Origin of the sequence: Dactylosporangium sp. NPDC048998 (assembly GCF_043197855.1) — a bacterium.
Classification (GTDB): domain Bacteria; phylum Actinomycetota; class Actinomycetes; order Mycobacteriales; family Micromonosporaceae; genus Dactylosporangium.
In genome coordinates this window covers 44527-70434 of record NZ_JBICTV010000038.1, presented here as the reverse complement: position 1 = coordinate 70434, position 25908 = coordinate 44527, and the positions used below count along the sequence as shown (strand labels likewise).

The 25908-nt window shown below is 69.2% G+C and carries 25 protein-coding genes and 3 pseudogenes; 16 read left to right on the top strand and 12 right to left on the bottom strand.

Annotated features, from left to right (window positions below):
- On the bottom strand, positions 1-1556 hold a 1556-nt coding region (locus ACGFI8_RS41875), incomplete at its 3' end, for a discoidin domain-containing protein (RefSeq protein WP_392813256.1).
- Between the two features lie 307 nt (positions 1557-1863).
- Here ACGFI8_RS41875 and ACGFI8_RS41870 point away from each other — a divergent pair.
- Positions 1864-2715: a DUF1996 domain-containing protein gene (locus ACGFI8_RS41870; RefSeq protein WP_392813254.1), complete on the top strand. Its 852-nt coding sequence runs from the start codon at positions 1864-1866 to the stop codon at positions 2713-2715.
- A 17-nt stretch (positions 2716-2732) separates the two neighbouring features.
- A complete protein-coding gene (locus ACGFI8_RS41865; protein ID WP_392813252.1) occupies positions 2733-2882 on the top strand; it encodes a hypothetical protein in 150 nt (49 codons plus the stop codon).
- Here the strand turns inward: ACGFI8_RS41865 and ACGFI8_RS41860 are convergent.
- Together ACGFI8_RS41860 and ACGFI8_RS41855 are read right to left on the bottom strand one after the other, a co-directional pair.
- Positions 2879-6016: an InlB B-repeat-containing protein gene (locus ACGFI8_RS41860; protein ID WP_392813251.1), complete on the bottom strand. Its 3138-nt coding sequence runs from the start codon at positions 6014-6016 to the stop codon at positions 2879-2881. The genes ACGFI8_RS41865 and ACGFI8_RS41860 overlap by 4 nt on opposite strands.
- A 10-nt stretch (positions 6017-6026) precedes the next feature.
- Complete coding sequence (locus ACGFI8_RS41855) at positions 6027-7856, bottom strand: alkaline phosphatase family protein (RefSeq protein WP_392813249.1); 1830 nt, start codon at positions 7854-7856, stop codon at positions 6027-6029.
- A gap of 917 nt (positions 7857-8773) precedes the next feature.
- Between ACGFI8_RS41855 and ACGFI8_RS41850 the strand changes: the two genes are divergently transcribed.
- Entirely contained in the window at positions 8774-9154 is a 381-nt protein-coding gene (locus ACGFI8_RS41850; protein WP_392813247.1) for an ester cyclase, read from the top strand.
- A gap of 102 nt (positions 9155-9256) precedes the next feature.
- Here ACGFI8_RS41850 and ACGFI8_RS41845 read toward each other — a convergent pair whose 3' ends face one another.
- The gene (locus ACGFI8_RS41845) at positions 9257-9640 is read right to left on the bottom strand and encodes a winged helix-turn-helix transcriptional regulator (protein WP_392813246.1); all 384 of its coding nucleotides are present in this window, start codon (positions 9638-9640) and stop codon (positions 9257-9259) included.
- 274 nt (positions 9641-9914) lie between these two features.
- Positions 9915-10262, bottom strand: a complete 348-nt coding sequence (locus ACGFI8_RS41840) for a YciI family protein (RefSeq protein ID WP_392813244.1) — start codon at positions 10260-10262, stop codon at positions 9915-9917.
- 176 nt (positions 10263-10438) lie between these two features.
- On the opposite strand from ACGFI8_RS41840, the gene ACGFI8_RS41835 reads away from it, so the two are divergent.
- A complete protein-coding gene (locus ACGFI8_RS41835; RefSeq protein ID WP_392813242.1) occupies positions 10439-11233 on the top strand; it encodes an SDR family NAD(P)-dependent oxidoreductase in 795 nt (264 codons plus the stop codon).
- Positions 11234-11589: 356 nt separating this feature from the next.
- On the opposite strand, the pseudogene ACGFI8_RS41830 reads toward ACGFI8_RS41835, so the two are convergent.
- Positions 11590-11856 (bottom strand): annotated as a pseudogene (locus ACGFI8_RS41830) (alanine dehydrogenase); the annotation flags it as partial.
- A 723-nt stretch (positions 11857-12579) separates the two neighbouring features.
- On the opposite strand from ACGFI8_RS41830, the gene ACGFI8_RS41825 reads away from it, so the two are divergent.
- The 3 genes and pseudogenes from ACGFI8_RS41825 (at position 12580) to ACGFI8_RS41815 (ending at position 14676) form a co-directional block, all read left to right on the top strand.
- Positions 12580-13335: an SDR family oxidoreductase gene (locus ACGFI8_RS41825; protein WP_392813240.1), complete on the top strand. Its 756-nt coding sequence runs from the start codon at positions 12580-12582 to the stop codon at positions 13333-13335.
- A 40-nt stretch (positions 13336-13375) separates the two neighbouring features.
- A pseudogene (locus ACGFI8_RS41820) lies at positions 13376-13579 on the top strand (IS6 family transposase); the annotation flags it as partial.
- A 77-nt stretch (positions 13580-13656) separates the two neighbouring features.
- Complete coding sequence (locus ACGFI8_RS41815) at positions 13657-14676, top strand: alpha/beta hydrolase (protein ID WP_392813239.1); 1020 nt, start codon at positions 13657-13659, stop codon at positions 14674-14676.
- Positions 14677-14742: 66 nt separating this feature from the next.
- Here ACGFI8_RS41815 and ACGFI8_RS41810 read toward each other — a convergent pair whose 3' ends face one another.
- Positions 14743-15375, bottom strand: coding sequence for an FMN-dependent NADH-azoreductase (locus ACGFI8_RS41810; RefSeq protein WP_392813237.1), 633 nt, complete (start codon positions 15373-15375; stop codon positions 14743-14745).
- Between the two features lie 305 nt (positions 15376-15680).
- Between ACGFI8_RS41810 and ACGFI8_RS41805 the strand changes: the two are divergent.
- Both ACGFI8_RS41805 and ACGFI8_RS41800 read left to right on the top strand, forming a co-directional pair.
- Positions 15681-15815 (top strand): annotated as a pseudogene (locus ACGFI8_RS41805) (IS6 family transposase); the annotation flags it as partial.
- Positions 15816-15828: 13 nt separating this feature from the next.
- Positions 15829-16050, top strand: coding sequence for a hypothetical protein (locus tag ACGFI8_RS41800; protein WP_392813235.1), 222 nt, complete (start codon positions 15829-15831; stop codon positions 16048-16050).
- A gap of 138 nt (positions 16051-16188) precedes the next feature.
- Here ACGFI8_RS41800 and ACGFI8_RS41795 read toward each other — a convergent pair whose 3' ends face one another.
- From ACGFI8_RS41795 to ACGFI8_RS41785, 3 genes are read right to left on the bottom strand one after another with little or no spacing between them, the layout of a single operon-like run.
- On the bottom strand, positions 16189-16587 hold the full coding sequence (locus ACGFI8_RS41795) for a DUF4240 domain-containing protein (protein ID WP_392813233.1): 399 nt from the start codon (positions 16585-16587) through the stop codon (positions 16189-16191).
- Complete coding sequence (locus tag ACGFI8_RS41790) at positions 16584-16712, bottom strand: hypothetical protein (RefSeq protein ID WP_392813232.1); 129 nt, start codon at positions 16710-16712, stop codon at positions 16584-16586. The genes ACGFI8_RS41795 and ACGFI8_RS41790 overlap by 4 nt, the downstream gene beginning before the upstream one ends.
- Positions 16713-16724: 12 nt before the next feature.
- Positions 16725-17486: an SDR family NAD(P)-dependent oxidoreductase gene (locus ACGFI8_RS41785; RefSeq protein ID WP_392813230.1), complete on the bottom strand. Its 762-nt coding sequence runs from the start codon at positions 17484-17486 to the stop codon at positions 16725-16727.
- A 639-nt stretch (positions 17487-18125) separates the two neighbouring features.
- Here ACGFI8_RS41785 and ACGFI8_RS41780 point away from each other — a divergent pair.
- Both ACGFI8_RS41780 and ACGFI8_RS41775 read left to right on the top strand, forming a co-directional pair.
- Complete coding sequence (locus tag ACGFI8_RS41780) at positions 18126-18347, top strand: histidine kinase dimerization/phosphoacceptor domain-containing protein (RefSeq protein ID WP_392813228.1); 222 nt, start codon at positions 18126-18128, stop codon at positions 18345-18347.
- A 5-nt stretch (positions 18348-18352) separates the two neighbouring features.
- Entirely contained in the window at positions 18353-18514 is a 162-nt protein-coding gene (locus ACGFI8_RS41775; RefSeq protein ID WP_392813226.1) for a hypothetical protein, read from the top strand.
- A 46-nt stretch (positions 18515-18560) separates the two neighbouring features.
- On the opposite strand, the gene ACGFI8_RS41770 is transcribed toward ACGFI8_RS41775, so the two are convergent.
- Complete coding sequence (locus ACGFI8_RS41770) at positions 18561-19415, bottom strand: hypothetical protein (protein WP_392813224.1); 855 nt, start codon at positions 19413-19415, stop codon at positions 18561-18563.
- 398 nt (positions 19416-19813) lie between these two features.
- On the opposite strand from ACGFI8_RS41770, the gene ACGFI8_RS41765 reads away from it, so the two are divergent.
- Complete coding sequence (locus ACGFI8_RS41765; RefSeq protein ID WP_392813223.1) at positions 19814-20095, top strand: hypothetical protein; 282 nt, start codon at positions 19814-19816, stop codon at positions 20093-20095.
- 31 nt (positions 20096-20126) lie between these two features.
- On the opposite strand, the gene ACGFI8_RS41760 is transcribed toward ACGFI8_RS41765, so the two are convergent.
- Positions 20127-22073: an Hsp70 family protein gene (locus ACGFI8_RS41760; protein WP_392813222.1), complete on the bottom strand. Its 1947-nt coding sequence runs from the start codon at positions 22071-22073 to the stop codon at positions 20127-20129.
- A gap of 121 nt (positions 22074-22194) precedes the next feature.
- On the opposite strand from ACGFI8_RS41760, the gene ACGFI8_RS41755 reads away from it, so the two are divergent.
- The 4 genes from ACGFI8_RS41755 to ACGFI8_RS41740 are packed head-to-tail and all read left to right on the top strand — an operon-like array spanning position 22195 to position 25728.
- Positions 22195-23025 carry an ABC transporter permease gene (locus ACGFI8_RS41755; RefSeq protein ID WP_392813220.1) on the top strand — a complete coding sequence of 277 codons (831 nt, stop codon included), beginning with the start codon at positions 22195-22197 and terminating at the stop codon, positions 23023-23025.
- Positions 23026-23058: 33 nt separating this feature from the next.
- Positions 23059-24090 (top strand): glycine betaine ABC transporter substrate-binding protein, encoded by a 1032-nt coding sequence (locus ACGFI8_RS41750; protein WP_392813218.1) that lies wholly within the window; start codon positions 23059-23061, stop codon positions 24088-24090.
- Positions 24074-24862: an ABC transporter ATP-binding protein gene (locus ACGFI8_RS41745; protein WP_392813216.1), complete on the top strand. Its 789-nt coding sequence runs from the start codon at positions 24074-24076 to the stop codon at positions 24860-24862. Before ACGFI8_RS41750 ends, ACGFI8_RS41745 begins: the two co-directional genes overlap by 17 nt.
- Complete coding sequence (locus ACGFI8_RS41740) at positions 24859-25728, top strand: TauD/TfdA dioxygenase family protein (protein ID WP_392813215.1); 870 nt, start codon at positions 24859-24861, stop codon at positions 25726-25728. Before ACGFI8_RS41745 ends, ACGFI8_RS41740 begins: the two co-directional genes overlap by 4 nt.
- Positions 25729-25908: the final 180 nt, after the last annotated feature.

The following is a 25908-nucleotide window of genomic DNA, read 5'->3' as shown; positions in this document are numbered from 1 at the left end:
AGGCCCGCGATCTTCACGCCGTCGACGTCACCGACGGCCATCGGCAGGGCGCCGTTGTCCGCGACGATCGTCGCGTAGCCCAGGCCCAGCACGACCGTGCCGGCCCGGTTGATGTTCACCGTCGAGTCCAGGTGGTACACACCGGGGGTGAACAACAGGTTCAGGCCCTGCGCCACCGCCTGGTTCAGCGTCGCCGCGGACACGCCCGGCTTGGCCACGTAGAACTGGTCGATCGACAGCGACGTACCCGGCGTCTGCCCGTTGATCCACGTCGCACCGCTGCTATTGGTGCGCAGCGACGGCACGAACACCCGGTACCCACCCGCATCGGCGTACAGGTACGGCTTCTCCTGCGTCACCGGCGAAGTTGCGAGCGTCGTGATCGGCGGCGTGGGGAAACTCTGGGCGGGCGCGCCCTGCACCCCCGAGAACACCATGTTCCAGAGGGCGCCCTTCCAGCTGCCGATGGTGCTGTCCCGGGTGAACCACTGCTGCTGCGAGCAGGGGTTGATGTTGCCGCTGACCCGCGAGTCGGCGATGTAGCCGCCGGAGGCCCAGCCACAGTTGGGCGAGGCGAGGGTCATGCCGCCGTGCACGTCGATGCGGCGGAACGGCGCGGCCTGCGCGACGGCCCAGCGGTCGACCCCGGAGACCGGGTAGATCGAGAGGTTCTCGGCCGAGCGCCAGAAGTTCTGGGTGGCGTTGCCGGCCATCCAGCCCGCGTCGACCGTGATGTCGCCGTGGATCTGGACGTCCTGCGGGTTCTGGCCGAGGCCGTTGATCGAGGTGTAGAAGCCGATCTGGGCGTTCAACCCCGAGTACGAACCCGGCTTGAACAGGAACTGGTAACGCTCCGTGCCGAACTGGTTCTTCTCCTGCTGCGTGAACACCTGGTCCAGCTTCGCCTGAATCGTGGCGGAGGACTGGGACGGGTCGAACACGATCACGTTCGGACCCAGATCACCACCACCGGGCAGCTGCGGACCCGTCGGCGTGGTGCTCGGCGACGGGCTTGTGTCGGGGCCGGCGCTGTAGACCGCGAACTCGTACAGCGAGTACCCGTACTGGGTGGCCCGGCTCGTACCGTACATCCGGATGAACCGACCGGAACCGGTGACCGTCAGCGTCTCGGTGCCCCCGGGGCCGGACGAGGTCGAGTAGATCGGGCTCCAGCCGTTCACGCCGTCGGCGGAGACCTCGATCCGGTACGCCGTCGCATACGAGCGCTGCCAGGTGAGGACCACCTGGCAGATCTGCGTGGTCGCGCCGAGGTCGATCTGGATCCACTGCGGGTCGACGCCGTGCGCGCTCGACCAGCGGGTGGAGCTGGAGCCGTCGACCGCCTTGGCCGCGGTCAGGCTGCCCGACTCGACCGACGACGCGGTGGCCGGCCGGTTCAGGGCGACGTTGGTGGTGCCGCAGGCCGTGGCGGCGCTCGCCGGCCGGGTGACCACGACGAGCGCGCAGGCAATGAGCGCCGCGGCGACGGCCACGACGGCGAGGAGCGGACGACCTCGGCGCCGGTGCGCGCCCGGGCGGTTGAGTGACGGTTGCATGGCATCTCCAGAGTGGGTCGAGGGCATGCGCCATCGCCGCGCGGCGGGGACGGGACGGCGCCGTGCGCGAAGCGAGAAGGTGCTGGCCCCGGGGGTGTTCGGGGCCGGACGGTTAAGTGGACAGTAGGTCCGCGTGGCGACGCGGGGCAACCGCTTGCCAGGACTTTGCCAAGACGATCTCCATGGTCCACTGTGGACCTTGAATCGTTTGGCAAATTGTGGCAAGCGCTTTCCTCTCGTCTTGTGCCGCTGCTACGGTCCACAACCATCAATTGTTGATGCTCGATTCAACCGCCAAGGAGTCGACATGAGCATCAGATCAACCCTGACGGTCGCCGGCGTCCTGCTCGCCGTCGCCGGCGGTGTCGCGCTCGCCGGCCCAGCCGCCGCGGCCGACGACCCGCCCCGGACGCAGTACCACGAGATGCACGCCAACTGCACGGTGAACCACAGCCTCAGCGACGACCCGATCGTGTTCCCGGGCCTGCCCGGCGCCTCACACAACCACTCGTTCATCGGCAACCCGGGCACGAACGCGACCTCGACGCCCGAGTCGCTGGTCGGCGGTGCCACCTCGTGCGAGGACACCCTGGACGCCTCCGGCTACTGGTTCCCGACGCTGCTGCAGCGTGGCGTGCCGCTGCAGCCGGACAAGCCGACCGTCTACTACAAGTCCGACGTTCGCGACTACCGGACCGTCCGGCCGTTCCCGGCGGGCTTCAAGCTCCTGGTCGGCGACGCCCGCACCCCTGACGCGGCGCACTTCCAGGGCAACTGGCAGTGCACCGGCTACAAGGGCAACGACATCCCGGCGTCCTGCCCCGCCGGCTCCACCCTGCAGGTCCGCCTGACCGCGCCGAGCTGCTGGGACGGGGTACACCTGGACACCCCGGACCACAAGTCGCACATGGCGTGGCCCGTCAACGGCGTCTGCCCGGCCGACCACCCCGTGCCGCTGCCGATGCTGGAGATCAAGCTGCCGTACCCGCTGAACAGCGGCGACACCGGCGGCCTGGCCTACTCGTCCGGGGCCAGCTACACGTTCCACTACGACTTCATGAATGGTTGGGACCCCGCCCGCCAGGCGTACCTGGTGTCGTACTGCATCAACGGCGGCCGGCAGTGCAACGGCTTCGGCGAGGACCCGAAGAAGCCGTAACCGCCACGATCGTCACCGTGCCGGAGCAGGTCTGCCCGCTCGCCTCGGCGGTGTCATGCATGACGAAGGCCGTTGCAGTATTGATCAGGCGAAAGGCCCGGCCCGTGCAGGTTCTGCGCGGGCCGGGCCGGTTCCAGACGGTGGTGCTGGCCGACAGCGTCGGTTAGGGCACGGGCTCCACTTGGACGGCGATGGTTACCGGGTCGGAGATCATGCCCTTCCTCGTCGCCGTGATCAGGGCGGTGTACCAACCCGCGGTGGTGAAGTCGACGTGGCTGAGGTCGACAGCGAGGGCGGCGTTACCCGGGTTGGTACTGGCCCCGACCTCGTTGAGGAATGCGGCGTCGTCGGCCGGACCGTGGCCGACCTGGTAGGCGATCGTGTGCCTGATTACCGCGACTGTTGGAGCCTTCGGCGGTGTCGGGCCGGTGCTCATGCCACCGACGGCGAACGTCGTGACCGCCGCGGCGTGATCGCTGGCCCAGGCGTTGCCGGCGACGTTCGTGGCCGAGGGCCAGCCGACCGTCAACGTGTGTGCCTCCTCGACGTGCAGGGCACCGCGGGTGTAGTGGATGTAGTCGATGCGGTCCTGCGGTTCGGGCTGCCCGTTGCTGTTGGTCGGGGTGACCGGTGACCAGGTGCCTCCGGGGTTGGCGGCGGGATCAGTGTTGGCCACCCGGAACGAGTCGGCCAGCCCGGCACGGGTGAACACGTCCGGGACGGGCCAGGCGACAGCACCTGCGTTGCAGTGCGAACCCGATGTGGCATTGGTCCAGTCGGCACCCGAGGGCGAGGCCAGGTCGCCGAGGAGGATCACCGGCACGCTGCGCTTCAGGTCGTCCTTCATCGCTTGTGCCACCGCCTGTGCCTGCGCGTAGCGGGCGGTTGACTTCTCATGCGAGATCAGGATCGCCGGGTCCGTCATCCCGTTGAAGCAGGCGTTGTACGGGCCGTAGTCGGACTCGTTGAGGTGGGCGACCCACACGTGGATCGGGTTGCCTTCAACCCCGATCGTCACCGCGGCTGCCGGCGTCGAGCCGGTCGGGTACACCGGCTTTGCGGTCGTGAACGGGTAGGCCGAGACGATGCCAAGGTCACCGACCCCGTGGACCTGCCAGCCCAGCGCAGCCCCGACGGACTGCGCCATGGCGTAGCCGCCGTCCTGGAACCCCACGACGCCAATGCCCTGCGCGGCGATCACGGCCAGATTCTTCCCGACCGCGTCGGTGACATGCTGGCCGTTGTCCCAGGCATTCCACGACGCGGTCTGGATGCGCGGGGCCGCGTGCAGCGCCTTGACCGGCACCTCAACGAGGATGCGCGAGGTTGTGGTCCCGTTGGTCGCCGACACCGTGATCTCGCCGGCATTTTGCGGCACCGTGCCCGGGGCGGTCCCGGTGACGGTGCCGTCCGCGCTCACATTGAGCCACGCGTCACCCGAGACCTTGCTGAACCGCGTCGGCGCCGCGCCGTTCCACAGCCCTGCCAGCGGCTGACTGATCGCCGCCGTGACCGGCACGCCCGGTACGTGGAAGGTGTCCGTGACGAAACCCGCGGGCAGACTCGACCACGAGCCCGGCTGCACCGACAGCTTGGTCCACTGCGCATACAACGTGACGGTGCCGCCCTGCTCGGCGGTCAGGTTGCTGACCGTGGCCATGTCCTCGTAGACGACCGGTCCTGTCGCGGTGGTGCTCCACCCGGCGAAGCGGAAGTTTCCGCGGGCGAAGCCGTTCGGTGCAAGTGCCGCAGCTTGGTCGTAGGAGAACGAGCTGTCGGCCGTTGCGCCCCCGTCTGCGCCGTTGCCGTTGTAGTGGACCGTGTAGGTGTTCGGCGCGAACTGCGGGGTGAGCGTCACGTCCGCTGCCGGCATGGTGAAGGTGTTGTTGGCATTCACCGTCAGGCCTGCCGGAGTCTCGACCTGCCAACCCGCGAGGTGATATCCAGTGCTCGGCGTCGGGGTGAGTGCCACGGTGCCGCCCGGGGCGACCGAGTCCGCCGAAGCGGTCGCGGTGCCGTGCGCACCGGTACCGAACGAGACCAGGTGCTGCCCCGCGCCGCGCCAGCGTGCGTAGAGCGTGACAGTCGCCCCGTCGGCCACGGCGAGGTTCGACACGCTCTCCCCGTCGCGGTAGACCACCGGCCCGGTCGGGCTTGTCGCCCAGCCGGCGAAGTCAGCACCGATGCGGGTGTAGCTGTTCGCCGTGAGGGGCGTGGACTGGTCGTAACTGATCTTCTGGTCCGGGGTCGATCCACCGTCCGCGCCGTTGCCCACGAAGTGCGCGGTATACACGTTCGGGCTGAACCTCGCCTGCACCGACACGTTCGTGGCAGGCATCGCGAACGTATTGTCCGCGCTGATCGTCAGATCCGACGGGCTCTGAACCTGCCAGCCGGCGAAGTGGTAGCCCGCCGTCGCGTTCTGGGTGAGCGTCACCTTCGTGCCCGGGCCGGTCGCAGCGAAGTTGGCCGATGCCGAGCCGTGGCCGCCGCTGGTGACCGTGATCGAGTGGTAGTTGGCCGGGTTCGTCGCGGCGAAGTCGTTGGCGATCTGCGCGGAACTGATCGGCTGGTCGTAGAGATTGAAGTCGTCGACCAGGCCGCTGGCCCACGATCCGGGGTAGTCGCCGGTCAGCGTCACCCCGCGGCCGTCGGTGCCGATCCGGAACGGCAGGCCGCCGTCGAGCGGATTGGTCGTGGTGTAGTTGAGGGTGCTTCCGACCTGGGCGCCATTCTCATAGACCTTCAGGGTCTTGGCGGTGCTGTCGACGACGGCGGCGATGTAGACCCACTTTCCCTTGATGTTGTCGAGGTTGGTGAGCCGGGCCGAGTTGCCGCCGATGAGCGCGCTGAGCTGGGTGGTGCCGTTGAGGTTGTAGAGCAGCAGACCACCGTAAGGGCCCGTACCCGACCGCCAGTCTTCGTTGCCGAAGATGGCGCCGTCCTGGCTGGCTTCGGTCTCGTACAGCCAGAACTCGACGGACACGCCGGTGCTGCCGGGCTTGACGTTCGACGGCAGCGTGACGATCTGCGTGCCGCGGGAGACCTGCATCGCCTTGCCACTGATCCCGCTGGCATAGCTGGGCGTTCCCGTCCAGGTCGCGTTGTTGCCGTGGCCTGAGGAATCGATGACCGTGCTACCCGAGTCGTTGTCGAAGTCGTACGAGGCAACTGGCTGGACGTCTCCGGAAACCGTCGGCACCGATGCGTCGGCCGGCGTCGCGGACACGGTGAGCAGTGCGAACAGCATCGTACCGGCCGCGGTGGCGGCGGTTGCCTTCCTTCCCTGCTTGTTATGCATTGTCATCTCCTCAGATCGTCGCCACGCGGCCGGCGTAGCGCTGGGTCCAGCCGGTTCCGGTGTCGGCGGTGATGATCACGTCGTAGTAGCCGCTTTGGGTGGGCCACTCGACAACGGTCGACTTGCCGCCGGCTACCCGGTAGGTCTGGTTGCCGCCGAGGTAGTCGTTGGCCGTCAGGGTGTAGCGCACCTGCTGCGTACCGTCGTTGCGCAGCGTGATCTTGACCGTCGCGGCGGAGCCGGCCACGAGGTCGACGTCGACGCGCGGGATCCCGATGTTGTTCTGCCCGGCGGGCACGACCTGGCCGGCGAAGGAGCGGACGAAGCCGTCGTGGCCGTAGACCGAGAAGGCGTACTTTCCGTCGGTCTGCGTGACGTCCCAGGTGTAGCTCTTCGTGGCGCCCTGGCTGATGGTCAAGGCGGTGTTGGCGAACACCTGGTACTTGTCCGGGAAGACCTGCATGCTCAGCGTCTTGCCGGACGCACCGCCATGCATGGACAGGTCCGCGCGGACGGTGCCCTTGACGCGGTCCTCGACGAGCACGCCGTGGCCGTGGAAGGGCAGCGGCCGGGGCTTGAGCTGCCCCGCGGGGTACGTCGGCACGCTGGACGTGCTGAGCGTCAACGGCGCGACGACCGGGCGAGTGAAGTCGATCGCGCTGGTGAGGTCGCCGCTGATACCGCGGCGCCATCCGCTGATCGTGGTGCTCATTGCCGGCGTGGCGCGGTACGCCGTCCACGTCTCGAGGAAGCGGATGACGGAGGTGTGGTCGAATACCTCCGAGTTGACCCAGCCGCCACGCGTCCATGGCGACACCAGCATCATCGGCACCCGAGGGCCGTAGCCGATCGGGGTGCTGCCGGACCACTCAGCCGGCTCGCCCGGTTCGGGGCGCGGCGGCAGGACGTGGTCGAACGCGCCGTCGTTCTCGTCGTAGGTGATGATCAGCAGCGTCGACTTCCAGAGCTCCTTGTTGGCCTGGAGGGTGTCGATCACCTTCTTGACGAATCGGCCGCCGTCGGCCGGACCTGCCGCCGGGTGCTCGGACCAGCCGTAGGGCGCGACGATGTACGACACGTCCGGCAACGGGTGCTGCGCATCGGGCTGGCACGCGGCGATGAAGTCCTTCAACACGCCGACGAGGTTCGTGTCGGAGTTGTTGTCCGGGATACCGGTCGAGGCGTACGGGAACGAGTTGGCGCGCCACACCAGACCGGTGCCGGGAGCGGTTTTGACCGGGTCGTTGAGGTTCGCGCTCGACGGGGTGAACGAGGCGAAGCCGCGGATCGGGTTGTCGGTGTAGTCGCCGACCCAGCTGCCACCGTTGTTGGTGTTGTCGACGTAGATCCGCCAACTGACGCCGGCCGCCTGCATGGCCTCCGGGTAGGTCGGCCAAGCACGGTTGCCGGAAGACTCGCCACCATTGCTCACCACACCGTTGGAGGTCCCGGTCCAGAGGTACAACCGATTCGGGGTGGTCGGGCCAGGCATTGAGCAGAAGTTCATGTCGCAGACCGTGAACTCCTGCGCGAGCGTCGCATGCACCGGCACCTCACTGAGGTAGTAGTAGTGCATGCTGTTGCTGCCCTTGTCCGGCACCCAGGTGTTCCAGCGGCCGCCGTTCGCGCCGTAGAAGTTGTGGTCGAACCCAAAGTTGCTGGCGGAGTGGAACGGCGTGACCACACCGGAGCCGTTCGGCTGCTGGAAAACGGTCGTCCCGTTCTGGAATCGCAGCGTCTGCTTGTCGTTGTGACCGCGCACGCCCGGCAGCTGACCGAAGTACTGGTCAAACGAGCGGTTCTCCTGCATGAGGACCACGACATGCTTCAGATCGGCCATCGTCCCGGTGAAGCCCTCGGGCAGCACATAGCCCGTCGACGGCGAGGGACTAGGTGACTTCGCCGGCGCCGCCGCGGCCGAACCAGCGCCACCAACCGCAGCATCACCAACCGCCACGGCCCCGGCCGCGACGCCAAGGCCCTGGAGCACCCGCCGGCGCGTCGGCCTGAACTCACTGTTCCCGGAGGCGGTTCGACCCTCGCCATCCCCGGCGGTGCCGATGTATCCGGCATCCTCTGTGGACATCGCAGTACCCTTCCCATGCGACTGAAAATCCGACGCAGTCCACCGTTTGAAGGTGAACGGACGGACTACCGGGAGTTCACGGTGGACTGTCTCTCGACCAAGATCAGTTCGACCACCGTGTGCAGAGGTCGGGGGCGGGCCGCGCACGGACGCGTCCAGGACACGTCAAACCAGACCACAAGCCCGTCAGTACATCAGGGCGAACAACAAGCCGGACTCGCGTGAGCAGCGCGCAGTCGACGTGGAAGTAGTCGCACGCCGTACGAGAGGCCGTTGCGGGCCGCGTACAGCGCAGCGAGCGCACCGAGATCGACGATGCGGTATCTGGCGCTGCGTGACCGGAGCCGAGCAGCCCGAAACCACCGCCGCGGGCAGCGCCCCTCCGTCGACGGGGCTCCCGCCCGGATTCCTCGGCGGCGTTTCCCGCGCTACCTCAATTTCTTTCGTGGAGGTAAGTACCTCACGAAAAAGTGCGTGGTCGATGGCGGGAAGCTTCATGAGGGATCATCTGTTGGCAGAGGCGAGCGGGCAAAGAATCCGCCGGCTCGAAGAACTTCCCGCACAGGCATGGCAGGGATCACACCCAGGCGTCGCCGCGGAGCGGGAAATGCCCAGCTGGTCAAGGTTTCCGCCTCGCGGAAATCGCCAATCCGAGGATAGGGAGAAAGACCATGTCCGACCTTGAGCGGAACAAGCAGGTCGTCGTCGACTACTATCAGACCGCATTCAGCGGCAACCCGCAGAAAGCGATCGCGGACCACTTCGGCGACCGCTACATTCAGCACAACCCCGACGCCGCTGACGGCCCGGAAGCCTTCACCGGATTCGTCACGTGGCTGCGCAGCGAATACCCCAACCTGCAGCTCGACATCAAGCGGGTCCTGGCCGAAGGCGACATGGTCGTCACCCACTCCCACCTGATCCTCGAGCCCGGCAAGCCCGGCCGGGCGCTGGCGGACTTCTTCCGCCTGGAGAACGGCAAGGTCGTCGAGCACTGGGACGTCATCCAGGACGTGCCCGAGGAATCGGCGAACCCCAACGGCATGTTCTGATCGCCGGCTCCACCGCTGCCGCGCAGCGATGCCCTGACCCCCGTGTCGTGGCGCGCAGCACACGCACCGGCCCGCGACGCCATCACGGGCCGGTGTGGCAGGTCAGGCGTCACTTGCGCCGACGAGGTCTCCCGCGTTGGCCTCGGCCCAATCCACCAGGGGAAGCAGGAGAGCGGCCAGTTCACGCCCCCGCTCGGTCAGGCTGTAGTCGACCCGCGGCGGCACCTCCGGGTACGCCTCCCGCAGGATCAGGGCATCGGCCTCAAGGGTACGCAAGGCGGATGCCAGCATTTTGTCGGTGACGCCGTTCAGCCGGCGGCGCAACTCGCCCCACCGCAATGTCTGGCTGGACAGCGCGACCAGAATCAGCACAGCCCAGCGGCTGGTGACGTGATCGAGGAGCACCCGGCTGGGGCAGCTCGGCACGAAGACATTGGGCGGGTGACCTCCAGCCGCCGCCCCGCCCACCTGCATGCTTTCCTTCACGACAGTACCTTACGAAGCATTACCTACGGTCGCCTGAGAACGGTACACCGCGTGCGTCGACCGAGCGAACGACCGCCATCCGGTAACCACCGCTAGGGGATCCGCGCATCCCGTTGCGCGGATTACAGGCCAACCACAGCAGAAAGAGCCATACAGCAATGCGCATAAATCTGGAGAGACGTCTGCCCCTCGTGCTACATAGCCCACGCCCGCTTCGACAAGGCCATCACCGCGTTCGCTTACCGTGACGGGCATGGCCGCGCGGGGATTCGGATTAGATGCCCTCTTCAGGCGTGGGCTGGTGCCGCGCTGCGGTGATCGCCGACAGGGAAGCCAGGTCGAACCCTCCCACGCCGAGTACCTGGTGGACATCCCATTCGATGATCTCGATCGTGGCCTTCCCGTCCGCGCACATCGGATCGCTGTTCGCCACCGTTGCCGCCTCCTCGCGTGAGGCGGCGCGTACAACGTAAATGCCGGTGCTGTTGTCCGGCGTGGGGCCGGAGATGAGCACTGTGCCGTGCTCATGTTGCGTGCGCATCCAGGCCAGGTGGCGGTCAAGCACATCCGGGCCCGGAAACAGCGGTTCGCTCCTGCGCCTCATCACGAGATACCAGATCATGACGGTCCTCCCAGATGACACCACAGAGCTGGCCGGTCGGCTGACGAAGGCCAACCCGCGACTCCAACAGCTTCTCCGCGTACTGGCGGCACCCCCGCCGGTTCCCTTGAACCTCGCTACCTTGAACTCAGGAGAATCGTGGCATAGGTACAGAATTGTGGCGTAGGTTCTCCGACATGACCAGCAACGACGACGCACGGACCTGCCGGCGGCTGCCGGGCCGCCGGGCGCTCGTGACCGGCGGCAGCAGGGGGATAGGTGCGGCCGTGGCGCGGCGGCTGGCCGCCGAAGGCGCCTCGGTCGCCATCAATTACCACAGCAACGCGCAGGTGGCCGAGGCGCTCGCTGCCGAGATCTCCGCGACAGGCGCTACCGCGGTCGCCATTCAGGCCGATATCGCCGATCCCGAGGCGGTCGGCACGCTCGTCGACGAGTCCGCCGAGCGGCTCGGCGGACTCGAGATCCTGATCAGCAACGCTGGTATCGAGCACTTCGGCGCGTTGCGCGAGATCACCCCCGCCGACTTCGACCGGGTGTTTTCCGTGAACCTCCGAGGGCAGCTGTTCGCCGCGCAGCACGCCGCCCGGCACGTGGGCGCTGGCGGCTCGATCGTGTTGATGTCCTCGGTCAGCGCTTCGACCCAGATCTTTGATCACACGCTCTACGCCTCCTCCAAGGCGGGGGTCAGTGCCATGGTCCGCAACCTCGCGCCGGAACTCGGACGCCGCGGCATCCGCGTCAACGCGGTCGCGCCCGGTGGCACCGCCACCGACATGGCCACAGAGTTCGCCCACCGCTACCGGCATCCGGACATGCCCGAGCTACCCCCAGAGACGGCCATGAACACCATGAATGCGCTGCGCCGGCTTGCCCGGCCGGAGGAGATCGCGGCCGCGGTGGCGTTCCTCGCGTCCGACGACGCTTCCTACGTGACCGGCAGCACGCTGGCCGTCGACGGCGGCTACTTTTAGCGACAGACCGTGCATTCCCGCGGTTCCCCCGTTCCACACCACACACCCGACGTCGAGGCCTGGCTCGTGGCGAACCAAAACGTCACGTTCCACTTCACCCCGGTCAGATCAGCTGGCTGAACCAGAACGAGAGCTGGTTCGGGATCCGTCAACGCCCTGACCACCCGCATCCGCCCCCGTCGCCCGCGCGGTCTACACCATCGCCGAGGCCGCGCACCTGCTGTCGCTGTCCACCGGCAGCACCTACACCCTCGTACGCAAGGACGAGATCCGGCCATGAAGGTCGGCGGCCGGTGGGTCGATCAACTGCTCGTCCTGACCGCACCCGCCGAAACGGCAACCGGCCGTGCTGCGGGTCAGAACGCCGGCAGATCCGGGAACGCCTTGGCGACCGCAGTGTGCGCGAGCTTGCCGTCGCAAGTGTTCACGCCGAGACCGAGCGCCGGGTTGGACTTGATTGCCCGACGCGGGCCGAGCTGGGCGAGGGCACGCAGGTATGGGAACGTGGCGTTCGTCAGCGCCTTGGTCGAGGTCTGCGGCACACCACCGGGCATGTTCGTCACGCAGTAGTGGCGGATCCTGTCGACCTCGTACACGGGCTCGGCGTACGTGGTCGGGCGGGAGGTCTCGAACGCGCACCGGGCCTCCTGGCAGCTACCCGGACCGGACTTACACCGGCAGGCGAGGACGAGCCTACGACTGCAGCTGAGCTACACACTTACCTCCAGGTCCGCTGGGCGCACGAGAGACCGAGGTTAAGGCTGGGCATCAATCACCACGCCCGATGGCGCTCCGCCGGTATGCGCGGCGTTGCGCCCACCCTGCTGCGAGCGGAGGGAGTACCTGACACCGCGGCATGAGCTGGTGCCGAGCAGCGTCAAGGGTCGCCAGGCGTGGCGGGGACCTGGAAACCACCGACGTACGCCACGATCGGCAGCCCGACCAGGGTCGCCACCAGGAGAGGAACGTCGTGTCGTGCCGTGAGGACCGAGAAATCATGCTGGCTTGACCTGTCCGGGAGCCGCGTGTAGCGCCGGCTTAAGGGGGTAGGTCGAGCCCGGCGCCAACATTGTGGGCGTGCGGATGCGCGATGTGTCACCGGTTCTGGCGGCTGCTCCGATCCAGGATCGTGCAGGGTTCAGTCTGGCCCCTATGGGTAGCAGGCGCTCGTATGCACTCCCGGCCGTTCGAACGGCGGGGGTGACCGATGAAGATCGCTGCCCAGCTTGCGACCTCGCTGGCGGCCGAACGCACCGAGCGGATGGGGTTGGGCCCCGGGGGTGCTGGTGCTCGTTTGAGGCATTCATCAACACGGCAACCGCAGCCTACGACGGGAGGTCGACGACATGACGACCGCTGAGCAGGGACACGGTGCGGTGATCGTCACCGGCGCCAGTCGGGGAATCGGCGCTGCGATCGCCGAAAAGCTGGCCGAGGACGGGTACGGCGTGGTCGTCAACTACGCGGCGGACACGGACGGAGCCGAATCGGTGGTCTCCACCATTCGCGCCCGCGGCGGCCAGGCCATCGCCGTGCGCGCGGACGTGGCGGCCTCCGACGACGTAGCGGACATGTTCCAACGAGCACAACGCGAGATGGGACCACTGGCCGCGCTGGTCAACAACGCCGGAACGCTAGGCGAACAGGCACGCGTCGACGAGCAGGACGCGGACGAACTGACCCGGCTGATGCAGGTCAACGTCGTCGGCCCGATGGTGTGCGCCAAGCACGCCGTCCAAGCAATGTCGACCGCGCACGGCGGGCCGGGTGGATCCATCGTCAACATCGCCTCGCTCGCCGCCCGGACCGGCGGCCTAGAGGGAGCCGTGCCCTACGCAGCCACCAAAGGCGCCTTGGTGACGTTCACCCACGGCCTCTCCAACGAGGTCGCCTCCGAAGGGATCCGCGTCAACAGCGTCTCACCAGGCCTCATCGACACGGACATGGCAGCGTCAGCCCCATGGGCGCCAGAGGTCGTCGCGCACAGTCCGATCGGTCGCATGGGCCGGCCCGACGAGATAGCGGCCGCCGTGTCATGGCTGATCTCACCGGCGGCATCGTTCGTCACCGGCAGCGACATCACCGTCTCAGGCGGCCGCTGACAGACCACCACCGTGGACCGGGTTCCGGTTCCCGCCCGAGGTGATCGTCCTGGCGGTCCGCTGGTACCTGCGGTTCAACCTCTCCTACCGCGAGGTGGAGGAACTCCTGGTCGAGCGTGGCGTCGAGGTCGACCGCGTGACCGTGTTCCGATGGGTGCAGAGGTTCACCCCGTTGTTGGCCGACGCCGCCCGGTTCTGTCGGGACTCGCCAGGTGATCGGTGGTTCGTTGATGAGACGATCATCGCCGGACACGCCTTCGTGCAGAACCTGCGGCGCGGGCATTACGCGGGCCTCGCGCAGCGCACAAAAGCGGAGGCATCGTGAACACGTTCAGGCATGTGCTCGTCACGCCCGTGCACACCACCTCGTACCTCGAAACCGGGCCGGAAAACGGTCCCGTGCTGGTGTTCGTCCACGGCTGGCCGGGGCTTGCCTCGACGTGGCGGCACCAGCTCGGGTACTTCGCCGCACGGGGCTACCGAGTGGTCGCACCCGACATGCGGGGTTACGGTGACTCCACCGTCCATGACGACTCGGCCGCCTACCGGCAAGAGCTCGTAGCCGCCGACATGCTCACCCTGCTGGACCACCTCGGGCGCCGGCGGGCGGTCTGGATCGGACACGATTGGGGAAGCCCCACGACCTGGAACCTCGCCGCGCACTTCCCTGAGCGGTGTGTCGCCGTCGCCACGCTCGCCGTCCCATTCGGCACGCTGGAACGCGGGTGGGACGGCCTGCTTGCGACGGTCGACCGCGACCGATACCCACAGGACACGAACCCGTACGGCCAGTTCGACTACATGGCCTACTACGAGAGCCACGCCGAGCGCGCGGCGTCCGTCTTCGAGTCGGCCCCAGGCAACACGGTCAAGGTGCTCTTCCGCCGTGGCAACCCGGCGGAGCACACCAGGTCCGCACCGAGATCCGCGATCACTCGCGAAGGCGGCTGGTTCGGCGGCGCCCCGAGCGCCCCGGACGCCCCGCTGAGCACCACCGTCCTGACTGAGCGCGACTTTCAAGAACTCACCGTTGCCCTGGCGCGCAACGGGTTCGGCGGGCCCACCGGCTACTACCTCAACCATGAGGTGAACGCCCGCTACGCAGACGCGGCACCGGGCGGCCGCGTGCTCCGGCTACCGGTGCTGTTCGTCGGCGCCGCCTACGACCAGGTCGCCGACCTTCGCAGCCCCACAGCACTCAACGCGATGCGATCCACTTGCCCAGATCTCACCGAGGCCACCGTCCCGGCCGGGCATTGGCTCCACATGGAGGCACCGCACGCGGTGAACGAGCACATCGAGTCCTGGCTCACCAGCCAGGTCTCCGAGTCGCGGTGGTGATGCTGCTGGCACCGAGCACCGCCTCGGCCCCTGTCATCGTCGGCAAGGTTAAAGATCGAGCTCGGCTCAGAAATCCGCCGCTAATTTCCTTGCCTCCTCCTGACCGAGCGCGATTTTCTCCGCGCCCTTCTCTTTCCCGCCCCACGTCGTGCCGTCCACCACCAGCGTTTGAACCTCCTTGACCCCGATGAACTTTAGCCAGAAATCGATGTACCTTTTCTGATGGTCGAACCGGGAGGCGGGCGTCGGCGAGTCTTCCGAATACGTCCCGCCTCGCGCATAGACCACGAAGGCGCGGGGAGTTTTCAGCAACGGGCCGTACTCGATGCCGTCATAGGTGAAGAGCATGTTCCGCTGACAGGCCAGATCAATCAATTGCTTAAGTTTGTACGGATAGGCGAAGTTCCACATGGGCACGCCGAGCACGATGCGGTCCGCTTGCTGGAAACGTACCGCCAGCTCCTGAATTTTGTCCCAGATGGCGGACTCCACCCGGTCCATCGGTTCCTTGCTCACGCCCTTGTACTTCGCCCCGATTGCCTCCTGATCGAAGTCCGGCAGCATTTCCTCCCAGACGTTCAAGGTATCGACCATGACCCAGGGGCAAGCCTGACGGTAGGCTTCGATAAATGCGCTGGTGACGGCGATCGACGCAGACCTGGATCCGCGCGGAGAGGATTCGATGTTGAGTAGACGCATGACCTTACCTCGCGAGCCCCGCGAGGGGAGCGGACATCGAGGCGCCGCCGGCCGTGGCCACGATCGCGGTGGCGGCCCGGTAGGTATCCTTGGCTCTACCTCCACGTACGGATCGACCGCACTACCCCGTCTGCGCCACCAATAACCTCGTTCCCTGATGCGACCGAGGCCGTCGTCGCGGTGGGCTCCGGTCGTACCGACGTGCTTGGCGCGGCGGCAGCCGAACTGGCCACCCCGCAGCCTGTGCAAACGTTCGGGCTGGAGCCATGAAACCGCCTGCCCGTGCTCGATCCTGGTCGCCACCGATGTCGGCGTTCGCCGGGTTCCGGTTCCCCCCGGAGGTGATCGTCCTGGCGGTCCGCTGGTACCTGCGGTTCAACCTCTCCTACCGCGACGTGGAGGAACTCCTGGTCGAGCGTGGCCTCGAGGTCGACCGTAACTGTTCAGCTGGTTTTGGGCATCCAGCGGACCCGCGACGGTCGTATCGCTATCGGCGGCCTGGGCGTCCCGTACCACTTCGCCTCAACGTTCGACCCGGCGGGCACCACACCATCGGAGACGATCCAGCAGCTCAAGGCGCACCTTGGCGAGATGCTGCCGGCGACCCGGAAGGCGAAGGTCGACCGCGCCTGGAGCGGCATCCTGGGTGTCCCCGTGACTGGACGGCAAGCGTGACGTTCGACGAGAGCACCGGCTTGGGCGCCTCCGGCGGATACACCGGTCACGGGGTGGTCGGCACCAACCTCGGCGCCCGTACGCTCGCGGACCTGATCCTCGGTCGCGACACCGGGCTCACCCACCTGCCCACGCGGCTCAGGCCTCCGCCAGCCGTACGTGGAGCGAGGCTCCGAACCGCTCGAAGAAGATCTCGTACGCCGGCTCGCCGGGCGTCCACGCATCGTTCACGTCGCGGGCGGTGTAGCGGCGCACCGCCTCGCCCAGGTCCGAGCAGGCCGCCACCCAGGCCTCGCGGCCCTGGGCGACGACCCACTTGCACAGGTCCTCGGTGTCGTCCTCGGAGTACGGCACGCCGTCGACCACCGGGCCGTCCCAGTAGTCGGCAATCTCCTCGGCGGCCTGCTCGTAGGCGAGCTGGTAGGCGACGATCTCGTCCGCGGACGCGCGGCGCAGCCAGGAGACGAGGCTGTCCTGATTGCGCGCGTGTGACTCGAGGACGCTCCAGAACCGGTCCGGCATTTGCTCCACCCTCACGCCTGCTCCAGCTTGACGAGGAACTGCCGGATGTACAGATCGACCTCGTCCCGACGATACCCGCGCGGCACCGTCGGCAGCTCGGCCCCGCGCAACGCGGCCACAGCGGCGGGGCGCCGGCGCATGCTCCGCTTGCGTCAGGCGAACATGAATCGTCCACCATCGATGCCGATCGCCTGGCCGTTGATGTAGCCCGCGCCTTCGCTGGCGAGGAAGACCAGCATAGGGGCGCAGTCCTCGTACGCCGTGCCGAACCGTCCCGTCGGGATCTGCTCCGCAAGCATCTTCGCGGCCTCACGGCCCTGCTCGCTCAGGTCGTAGGCAGGGGTCCTGATGACCGGCAGGAAGGTGTTGGTGACGATGCCGTACTTTCCCCACTCTTGGGACGCGTTGCGGGTCAGCGCCATGATCGCACCCTTGGCCATCTCGTACGGGGTGAAACCGGGGATTCCAAATAGCGCGGAGTGCGAGGCGGTGTTGATGATGCGCCCGTAGTGCCGTTCCTTCATGTACGGCAGGCACTTCTGCATGAACAGCATCGTCTGGAGCGGCCCGGTGACGAAGCTGGCGATCGTGTCTTCCGGTTTGGTTTCTTCCAGATACCGCATCTCGCCCATGGCGCCCTGCGCGATGTTGGCCAGGATGTCGATCTGCCCGAACGACTCGATCGCCACCCCTACCACCTGGTCGATCTCGTTCTCGTTGGCCACGTCACAGGTCACCGCTACAGCCTTGCCGCCGCCAGTGGTGATTTCCTCGGCCAGTTCCTTCACCAGTTCGCCTTGGATGTCGGCGAGCACCACAGCGGCACCCTCGTCAGCGAACCGCCGCGCACAGCCTCGCCCGACACCGGACGCCGCACCGGTCACGATGGCCACCCGCTCGCTCAACTGTCCCATCTCGACTCCCTTCACTTCTTCGACCAATGGCTTGGTTTGTCTATATCGCCGACCATCTCAGGCTCGGCAACGCTCTCGAAACACCGTCGTCACGGTTCCTGCGTTCCGCCCGCCGACTCCACGATCCTCTCGCCACGGCCTCCGCCCGATGATCAAGGAGCGTCAGCGCCCTTGCGACACGTCCTGTGCGGTCAGCACTCGCATCTGCTCGGCGGTAGGGACACCGATCGCCCGTAGGCAACCTGCCTGCCGGGTGACCGCGTCGTCGAAGAGGTGCGGGCGTAGCGGGCGTTGCCGAAGGTGGCGTTCTCCGGGACCTGTTCGAAGTGCGTTCGCAATGCCGCGAGCGTGCTGCCGGGACAGTCGTAGCCGTTCGCCTGAGCGAAGCCGTCGCAGATGGCCACCAGCTCGTCCGGTCCGTAGTTGGCGAAGTGGAACCTTTCTCCTCCCGTCGTCGTCCGGTGGCACTACGACCGCCGGGGCGGGCCGGTTCAGTTTTCTTCTTTCCTTCGTCGATCGGGGATGACCAGGACGGCTGATGCCTCGTTCACGACGACGCGACCTTCGGTGACCCGATCGGCCACTCGTCACGTAGTTGGCACGGAGGCCCACAAGTCGTGTGCCGGGAGGGCACACGACGTGGGCACCGTGCTGTTCCAGCAGCCTCCGCGCCGCGACCTGCACGACACGGTGGGGCACGCGATCGCCACCATCACCATCCAGTCCGCCGCCGCGCTGCGGCTGCTGGACCGGAATCCGCAGCGCAGCCGCGCGGCGCTGGAGGCCATCCGCGGCACCGGCCGGGCGGCGCTGGCCGAGATGCGGGCCACCCTCGGCGTCCTGCACTGCAGGAAGCGCTGACCAACGTGCTTCGGCACGCCGGACAGCAGGCCGGCGCCGAGGTACTGCTGCGGGCGGCCCCCGAGTCGGTCACCGTCGAGGTGACCGACAACGGGTCCGGCCCCGGCGCCGGGCAGCCGGACGACCCAAGCGGCGTAATGCCCGACCGCGGCGACGGACGGCGTTGACGGTCGCGTCTGGCCCCTGAACTGGGGCCCCAGCCACCGGGACCGTTCAGCAGGGCCGGTTGCCGGCGCTGGTGCTGCCCCAGATCCGGTAGTCCCCGCCGCCGGGCCGGGTCAGCGAGTACGTCACGTCCCATCGCGTGCAGGTCTCCGACTCGCGCCCCTTGGGGCCCTTGCCGGCCTCCTGGTGGCTGCGGAACGTGACCCGCGCCTGCATGGTCCCCTTGCCGGACGTGTCGGGCCCGAGGGCGAGCAGCAGGATGTCGTCGTCGGTGCTGGTGCTGATGCCCTCGCTGAACCGCCGCACCGCGTTCGCGTCGCCCTGGTTGAGGGAGCCGCCGGGGTCCATGACGGCGAGCGCGGCGTTCGCGTTCCTGGCGTTGACCGAGGAGAAGTACGTGTCGAACACCGCCGCCACCGCGGGCGCCTGGGCCGGGTCGAGGCTGGGGTCGAGGCGGACGCTGCCGACGGAGGCGGGCAGCGTGGGCGGCCCGGCGGTCGTGGTGGCGGTGGTCGGCGCCGGCTGCGCGGTCGTCTGCGCCGGCTCCGGCCCGTCGTCCGCGCTCGTCGCCGGCCCGCCGGTCGGCCCGGCGGTGGGTGCGGCCGTGCCGCCGGGCAGCCAGCGGTCGCGCAGCACGAACGCCACGGTGCCGCCCGCGAGCAGCACAACGATCGCGACCACCGCCGGAAAGATCCAGACGGGCCGCCGGGCCGGTTCGACCTCGACCGCCGGAAACAGTGCCTGTCCGGGATGCTGCGGCTGCGCGCCGGCCGGCCCGCCGGAGACCGGCCACGGCTGCACGCCCTGTGCGGGCGGCGCGCTCTGCACCTGCGGCATGTTCGGCACCTGCGGCACGTCCGGCGGCGCGGACGCCGGCCCCTGCCACGACTGCTGCGCCGGCACGGCGGGCGCCCATGGGTCCAGTGACTCTGCGCTTATCGGATTTGTCAGAGCACTCGGCGGGGCTTCGGGGCCTGCCCCGTACGCGGGCGCCGGCATGTTGGCCCCCGCCGCGGGCGGCGACCAGGAGCCGAACTCGTCGGCGGGCGCGGAGGCGGGCCACGCCACGGGAGGATCGGCCGGCAGCATCCCGGGCCCGCCGGTCTGCGACTCGGCGGGCGCTCCCCAGACGGCCGGTCCCCCGGCGGCGGTAGGCGCCGGGGGCCAGGAGCCGAGCCCCTCAGCGGCCGGCCCTTGCGGCGCACGGACCGCACCGCAGCCCGTACACGCCCCGCCGTCCCCGGCGTTGCTCGTGCCGCAAACCCCACACTGCCACATGTACCAGACCGAACCGTACATCGATGGCGGATACCATCGGCGCATCGCCCGACATCGTCCGCCGTTCGTGCGGGGCCGCCTCGATCGACGGTAGCGCCGTTCCGAACCCTCGGCCTGGCGACGGCGCGATCAGCACCTTCCGCCCCGACCGGCCCGATCCAGCGGTTGAGGCTCCAGTACCACACCGCCACGATGCCGGACAGCAGCGCCCCGAACAACGCGAGCGCGGCCAGGTAAACGCCGAACGGCATGTGGCGCTCGAATTCCGTGGCCTGCCCGCGGCAGATTGGACTGTATGGCGGTGACGATTGGGTTACGCGGTTGGGATTTCGCGGTTCAGGCCACCCGGTACGAGGCGGTCGCGGAGCGGCGGCTCGTCTTGCCGATGAGCTGGAGTACGACCGACGTGCCGGCCTTGGTCCCGGCGGCGGCCACCGTCACGCTCTCCTCGACGCCGCCCCGCTCGTCGGCGGTGAGTGTGGTCAGCGTCCTGGTGCCGGCGTGCACCTCGATCCGCTCCCCCGGCCCGAACCCGCTCGCGGTCAGCCTCACCGCGGCGCCGGCCCGGCCGCTGTTCGGTTGGAGCAGGACCGTCGCCGGCGGGGCGCTCGGCGTGTGCGCGGGGCTCGCGGGCGGGCCGCCGGCCGGCGTCGACGTGGTGACGCTTGGCGATGGCGCGGCGCCGAACAGGCTCTCGACCTTCGCCTTGCCGTCGTTGAACAGGCCGCGGCCCCAGGGTGTGAGTGTCATGATGAGCACCCACGGCAGCAGCGGCAGCGCCGCGAATCGCAGCCGGCGCAGTATCCCCCAGCCGCGACGGCGGCGCGGGCTGGGCGGCCCAGGGGGCCCCGATTGCGCGGGCGGGCCGCCCGAAGGGCGCCGCGGCTCGTCATCGTCGTCGTCGGGCATGAGGTCGGCGTCGCCGTACACGGCCACGTTGCCCTGCAGCGTTACGCCCGGCCCGATGATGACCGACGGCCGCGGCCGCCGCGGCGGCGCGGCATCGGGCTGGGCGCTGACCGGCGCTACGGGGAACGCGCTCACGGGCGCGGCGGCTGGGACCGGGAAACCACTGACCGGAGCCGTGGACGTGGTCGGGAAGCCGCCGGGCGGTGCCGAGACGGCGGCCGGCAATGAGGATGTACCGCCGTAGACCGCGCCGGTCCGCGTGTGGTCTGCCGGCGGGGAAGGTACCGGGCCGGCCGGGCCGTTGGCGAGTAGCAGGGCACCGAAGGCGACCGGGAGCTCGGGCTGCTCGGGCACGACCGGGGCGAGGCCGAAGCGGGCGTGCAGTCGGCTTGCCACCAGCGGCAGCCGGCTGGAGCCGCCGACGAGCACGATCGCGTCCAGGCGCGCGGGCGACACCCCCGAGCGCTCCAGCACCCGGCGCGTCTCGTCGACGGCGCGGTCGACGAGCGGGCCGGCGATGCGGTCGAGCTCGTCGCGGGTCAGGTGCGTGGCGCGGTCGCCGCCGGGCACGTGGATCGGCGCCGAGGACGCCCGGGACAGCATCTCCTTGGCCTGGCGTACCTCGGACCAGAATGTGCGCCGATCGCGGAACTCGGCCGCGGTGCGCGGCGCGGCGAGCCGTCGCCAGAGCTCCGGGTCGGCGGCGGCGACCAGGTGGCCGAGATGGCCCACGAGCGCCGCGTCGACGTCGGTGCCGCCGAGGTCGGCCAGGCCGCCGGTGGCCAGCACGCGCAGGCCCGCGGGCGCTGGGCCGGCCGGCGCCTCGACGACGGTCACGTCGAGCGTGCCGCCGCCGAAGTCGAAGACCACCGCGCAGCGGCCGGGGGCCAGGCGTCCGCCGAGGGCGCGCACGCAGTACGTCGCGGCGGAGACTGGCTCGTCCAGCAGTGTGACCTGGCCGAGCCCGGCGCGCGCGGCCGCGTCCACCAGCACCGCCCGGCGGGTGTTGCCCCAGTCGACGGGGCAGGTGAGGACGGTCGCGCCGGTCACGGGCACGCCGGTGTGGGCGGCCTCGGCGGCGGCTCGGCGCAGCACGGCGGCGAGCAGCTCGGCGACGGGCAGCTCGCGGTCGCCGAGCAGGATCACGCCCTCGTCGACGCGGCCCTTGGGGTTGGGCTCGAACCGCGCGGCGTCGGTCATCATGTGCCGCTCGGCGTCACGGCCGACGAGCAGCGCGCCGGCGGCGTCGGCGAAGACGGCGGAGGGCAGCAGCGGGCTGCCGTCGAACAGCAGCGGGCGGGGCGTGCCGTCGCCGCGGTCCACGACCGCGACCGTGTTGGAGGTGCCGAGGTCCACGGCGAACCGGAAAGGCATCGCGGCATCGTACCGGCCGCCCTGCGTGGCACGTCCGGCGCCGAGTGCCCGAGGGTTGCCAATGCCCTACTTTTACTATAGGAAATACAGACTATACGCATCCACGGCCGGAAGGGTGGGCATGGTCGCCGAGAGCGCCGTCCGCAGCGCGCAGCAGGGCGACGGCCGGCGCGCCACTCGCGGCAGGTGGGGGCTGCGCATCGTCGCGCTGGTGGTGCTCGGCGTGCTGTGGCAGGTCACCGCCACCGTCATGCACAATCCGGCGTTCATCCCCTCGCCCGGCGCGGTGTGGCACCGGCTGGTGCAGACGTCCACGACCCACGACGGCGTGCGCGGGTACAGCGGGCACCTGCTCATCGAGCACCTCGGGGTGAGCCTGCGGCGCATCCTCATCGGCTCCGCGATCGGCGTGGCCGGCGGCTTGATCGCCGGGGTCGTGATGGGCACCGTCGGCTGGGTGCGGGTGGTCACCGAGCCGGTCGTCACGTTCGTGCGGGCGTTGCCGCCGCTGGCGTACTTCAGCCTGTTCGTCATCTGGTTCGGCATCGACGAGACGCCGAAGCTGTGGCTGCTGTCCATCGCCGCGCTGCCGGCCGTGGCCGTGGCCACCGCCTCCGCCGTCGGATCGGCGCCGAGCGCGCTCGTCGAGGCGGTGCGCGCGCTGGGCGCGAGCCGCTGGGCCACGATCCGCGACGTCGTGCTGCCCAGCGCTCTGCCGGAGATCTTCACCGGCGTCCGGCTGGCGGTCGGCATCGCGTACTCCTCGGTCGTCGCCGCCGAGACCATCAACGGCGTTCCGGGGATCGGCGGCATGGTCCGCGACGCGCAGCGGTACTCCCAGACCGACGTCGTGGTGCTCGGCCTGTTCGCCATCGGGCTCTCCGGGCTCGCCATCGACGCCGTGCTCCGGACCATCGAACAGCGCCTCATCCCCTGGCGCGGCAAGTCCTGACCGCCATACCCACAAGAGAAGAACGGATCACCCGTGCGCCTGAAACTCCTCGCCGCCCTGACCGCCTCGACCGCGCTGCTCGCCGCCTGCGGCAACGGCGCCGCCGGCGGGAACACCGACCCGGCGCAGAAGACCATCCGGATCGCCTACCAGGCCTTCCCCAGCGGTGACCTGATCGTCAAGAACCAGGGGTTACTGGAGAAAGCGCTGCCGGACTACAAGATCACCTGGACGAAGTTCGACTCGGGCGCGAGCATCAACACCGCGTTCGTGGCCGGCAGCGTCGACATCGCCGCGATCGGCTCCAGCCCCGTGGCCCGCGGGCTGTCGGCACCGCTGAACATCGCATACCAGGTCGCATTCGTGCTCGACGTCGCCGGGGACAACGAGGCCCTCGTCGCGCGGAACGGCACGAACGTCAACAGCGTGGCGGACCTGCGCGGCCACAAGGTGGGCACGCCGTTCGCCTCCACCGCGCACTACAGCCTCCTCGCCGCGCTGGACAAGGCCGGCGTCAAGGAGTCCGAACTGACCATCGTGGACCTCGAGCCGCAGGACATCCAGGCCGCCTGGGCGCGCGGCGACCTCGACGCCGCCTACACCTGGCTGCCGTCGCTGGACGAGCTGAAAAAGACCGGCAAGGTGCTCATCTCCAGCCGGGAGCTGGCCACGGCCGGCAAGCCGACGCTCGACCTCGGCGTGGTCTCCACGGCGTTCGCCGCCGCCCACCCGGACGCGGTCGACGCGTGGCGCAAGGCCGAGGCCAAGGCGCTGGACGTCATCGCGCAGAACCCCGACGCCGCCGCCGACGCGGTGGGCAAGGAGCTCAACATCTCCGCCGCCGACGCCAAACACCAGCTGGGCCAGGGCGTGTTTCTCAAGCCGGCGGACCTGTCCGGCAGCGAGTGGCTCGGCACCGACGGCAAGGTCGGCGACCTGGCCAAGAACCTGCTCGCCGCGGCCCAGTTCCTCAAGGCCCAGAACAAGATCGACGCGGTGCCCGACCTCGCCACGGTCGAGAAGGCCATCTACACCAAGGGCCTGCCGGGTGTCCTCACCTCCTGAACCCGCGGTCATCGTCGAGGGGGTCGAGCACCGGTACGGCCCGGTCACCGCGCTCGGCCCGCTCGACCTTCGGGTGCCTTCCGGTTCCTTCCTGGTACTCGTCGGCGCCTCCGGCTGCGGCAAGAGCACCCTGCTGCGGCTGATCGCCGGGTTCGAACGACCGACCGCCGGAGCCGTCCGGGTCGCCGGGGCGGAGCCGGTACCCGGCCGCGGCGCCGGACTGGTGTTCCAGGCACCGCGGCTGCTGCCCTGGAAGACGGTCGGCGGCAACGTGGAACTGGCCCTGCGCTACGCCGGCGTGCCGCGCCAGGAGCGGGCGGAGCGGGTCGCGCAACTGCTGGCCCGGGTCGGGCTGCACGACGTCGCCGGGCGCCGGACCTGGCAGATCTCCGGCGGCCAGCAGCAGCGGGTGGCCATCGCGCGCGCACTCGCCGTACCGAACCCGCTGCTCCTGCTGGACGAACCGTTCGCGGCCCTGGACGCCCTGACCCGCGAACGCCTCCAGGAGGATCTGCGGCGGGTGAGCGCGGAGACCGGGCGGACCTGCGTGTTCGTCACGCACAGCGTGGACGAGGCCGTGTATCTCGGCAGTCGCGTGGTGGTGCTGACGAGCCGGCCCGGGCGCATCGCGCTGGACCGCGACATCGATCTGCCGCGCGCCGGCGTGGAGCCCGATGAGCTGCGTGGCCTGCCCGCCTACGCCGCCTACCGGACCGAGATCGGCCACGCGGTGCGCGACGCCGCCGAGGAGAAGTCAGGGAGTACGGCATGAAGCTCGATCCGCTCGGCCCGCACTTCGGCGCCGAGGTGGCCGGTGTCGACCTCGGCCGCGCCCCCGACCAGTCCATTGTGGACATCCGAGCCGCGCTCGTGGAACACAAGGTGCTGTTCTTCCGCGACCAGCGGCTCGACGACGACGGGCAGGTGCGCCTCGGCCGGCGGCTCGGCGAGCTCACCGCCTCGCACCCGGTCGTGGGCGGCGTCGACGAGGCGCACCCCGAGGTGTACGCGCTGGACAGCGCCGACAACGGCTTCGCCGACGTATGGCACACCGACGTGACCTTCATGCGCCGCCCGCCGCTCGGCTCGATCCTGCGCGCCGTCGTGCTGCCGCCGGCGGGCGGAGACACCAGCTGGGCGGACAGCCAACTGGCATACGAGTCGCTGTCCGAGCCGGTGCGGCGCCTCGCCGACGAGCTGACCGCGGTCCACGACGGCAACCGTGAATTCGGGTACTACCTGGCCCAGCGCCGCAGCGGGAAGGGCAGCGTCTGGGACGGCGAGGTGGTCACGCGCCTCGACCCGGTCGAGCACCCGGTCGTCCGGGTCCACCCGGAGACGGGCCGCCGCGGCCTGTTCGTCAACCCGGGGTTCACGTCACACATCGTCGGGGTGTCGGAGGCGGAGAGCCGGGGCATCCTCGATCTGCTGTACGCCCACCTGACCAAACCGGAGCACATCGTGCGGCACCGCTGGCGGCTCGGCGACGTCGCGATGTGGGACAACCGCAGCACGGCGCACTACGCCAACCGCGACTACGGCACGGCACACCGGGTGATGCACCGGATCACGCTGCGCGGCGACGTCCCGGCCGGGCCCTCGCCGGTGGTCACGCCGGTGGTCACGGCAGCACGGTGAGGACGTCCGCCAGCGGGGTGTCCACGGCCGCGCGCAGGACGAGGTCCGCGGCGGTGAAGCGGGACGGGTCGGCGTACCGGTTGGGAATCGCGACGCAGCGCTACGGGCCGTGACCCGGCCCGGCACGTCCGGGCCTCGTATGATGCGCGTCACGTCCGGCAACCGACCATCACGCTGGCC

Coding starts and splice junctions, on each gene's coding strand:
- ACGFI8_RS41870 (WP_392813254.1), top strand. CDS start 1,864: ATGAGCATCAGATCAACCCTGACGGTCGCCGGCGTCCTGCTCGCCGTC.
- ACGFI8_RS41860 (WP_392813251.1), bottom strand. CDS start 6,016: ATGCATAACAAGCAGGGAAGGAAGGCAACCGCCGCCACCGCGGCCGGT.
- ACGFI8_RS41855 (WP_392813249.1), bottom strand. CDS start 7,856: ATGGCCGATCTGAAGCATGTCGTGGTCCTCATGCAGGAGAACCGCTCG.
- ACGFI8_RS41850 (WP_392813247.1), top strand. CDS start 8,774: ATGTCCGACCTTGAGCGGAACAAGCAGGTCGTCGTCGACTACTATCAG.
- ACGFI8_RS41840 (WP_392813244.1), bottom strand. CDS start 10,262: ATGATCTGGTATCTCGTGATGAGGCGCAGGAGCGAACCGCTGTTTCCG.
- ACGFI8_RS41835 (WP_392813242.1), top strand. CDS start 10,439: ATGACCAGCAACGACGACGCACGGACCTGCCGGCGGCTGCCGGGCCGC.
- ACGFI8_RS41825 (WP_392813240.1), top strand. CDS start 12,580: ATGACGACCGCTGAGCAGGGACACGGTGCGGTGATCGTCACCGGCGCC.
- ACGFI8_RS41810 (WP_392813237.1), bottom strand. CDS start 15,375: ATGCGTCTACTCAACATCGAATCCTCTCCGCGCGGATCCAGGTCTGCG.
- ACGFI8_RS41790 (WP_392813232.1), bottom strand. CDS start 16,712: ATGCGCCGGCGCCCCGCCGCTGTGGCCGCGTTGCGCGGGGCCGAGCTG.
- ACGFI8_RS41785 (WP_392813230.1), bottom strand. CDS start 17,486: ATGGGACAGTTGAGCGAGCGGGTGGCCATCGTGACCGGTGCGGCGTCC.
- ACGFI8_RS41765 (WP_392813223.1), top strand. CDS start 19,814: ATGGCGGATACCATCGGCGCATCGCCCGACATCGTCCGCCGTTCGTGC.
- ACGFI8_RS41760 (WP_392813222.1), bottom strand. CDS start 22,073: ATGCCTTTCCGGTTCGCCGTGGACCTCGGCACCTCCAACACGGTCGCG.
- ACGFI8_RS41755 (WP_392813220.1), top strand. CDS start 22,195: ATGGTCGCCGAGAGCGCCGTCCGCAGCGCGCAGCAGGGCGACGGCCGG.
- ACGFI8_RS41740 (WP_392813215.1), top strand. CDS start 24,859: ATGAAGCTCGATCCGCTCGGCCCGCACTTCGGCGCCGAGGTGGCCGGT.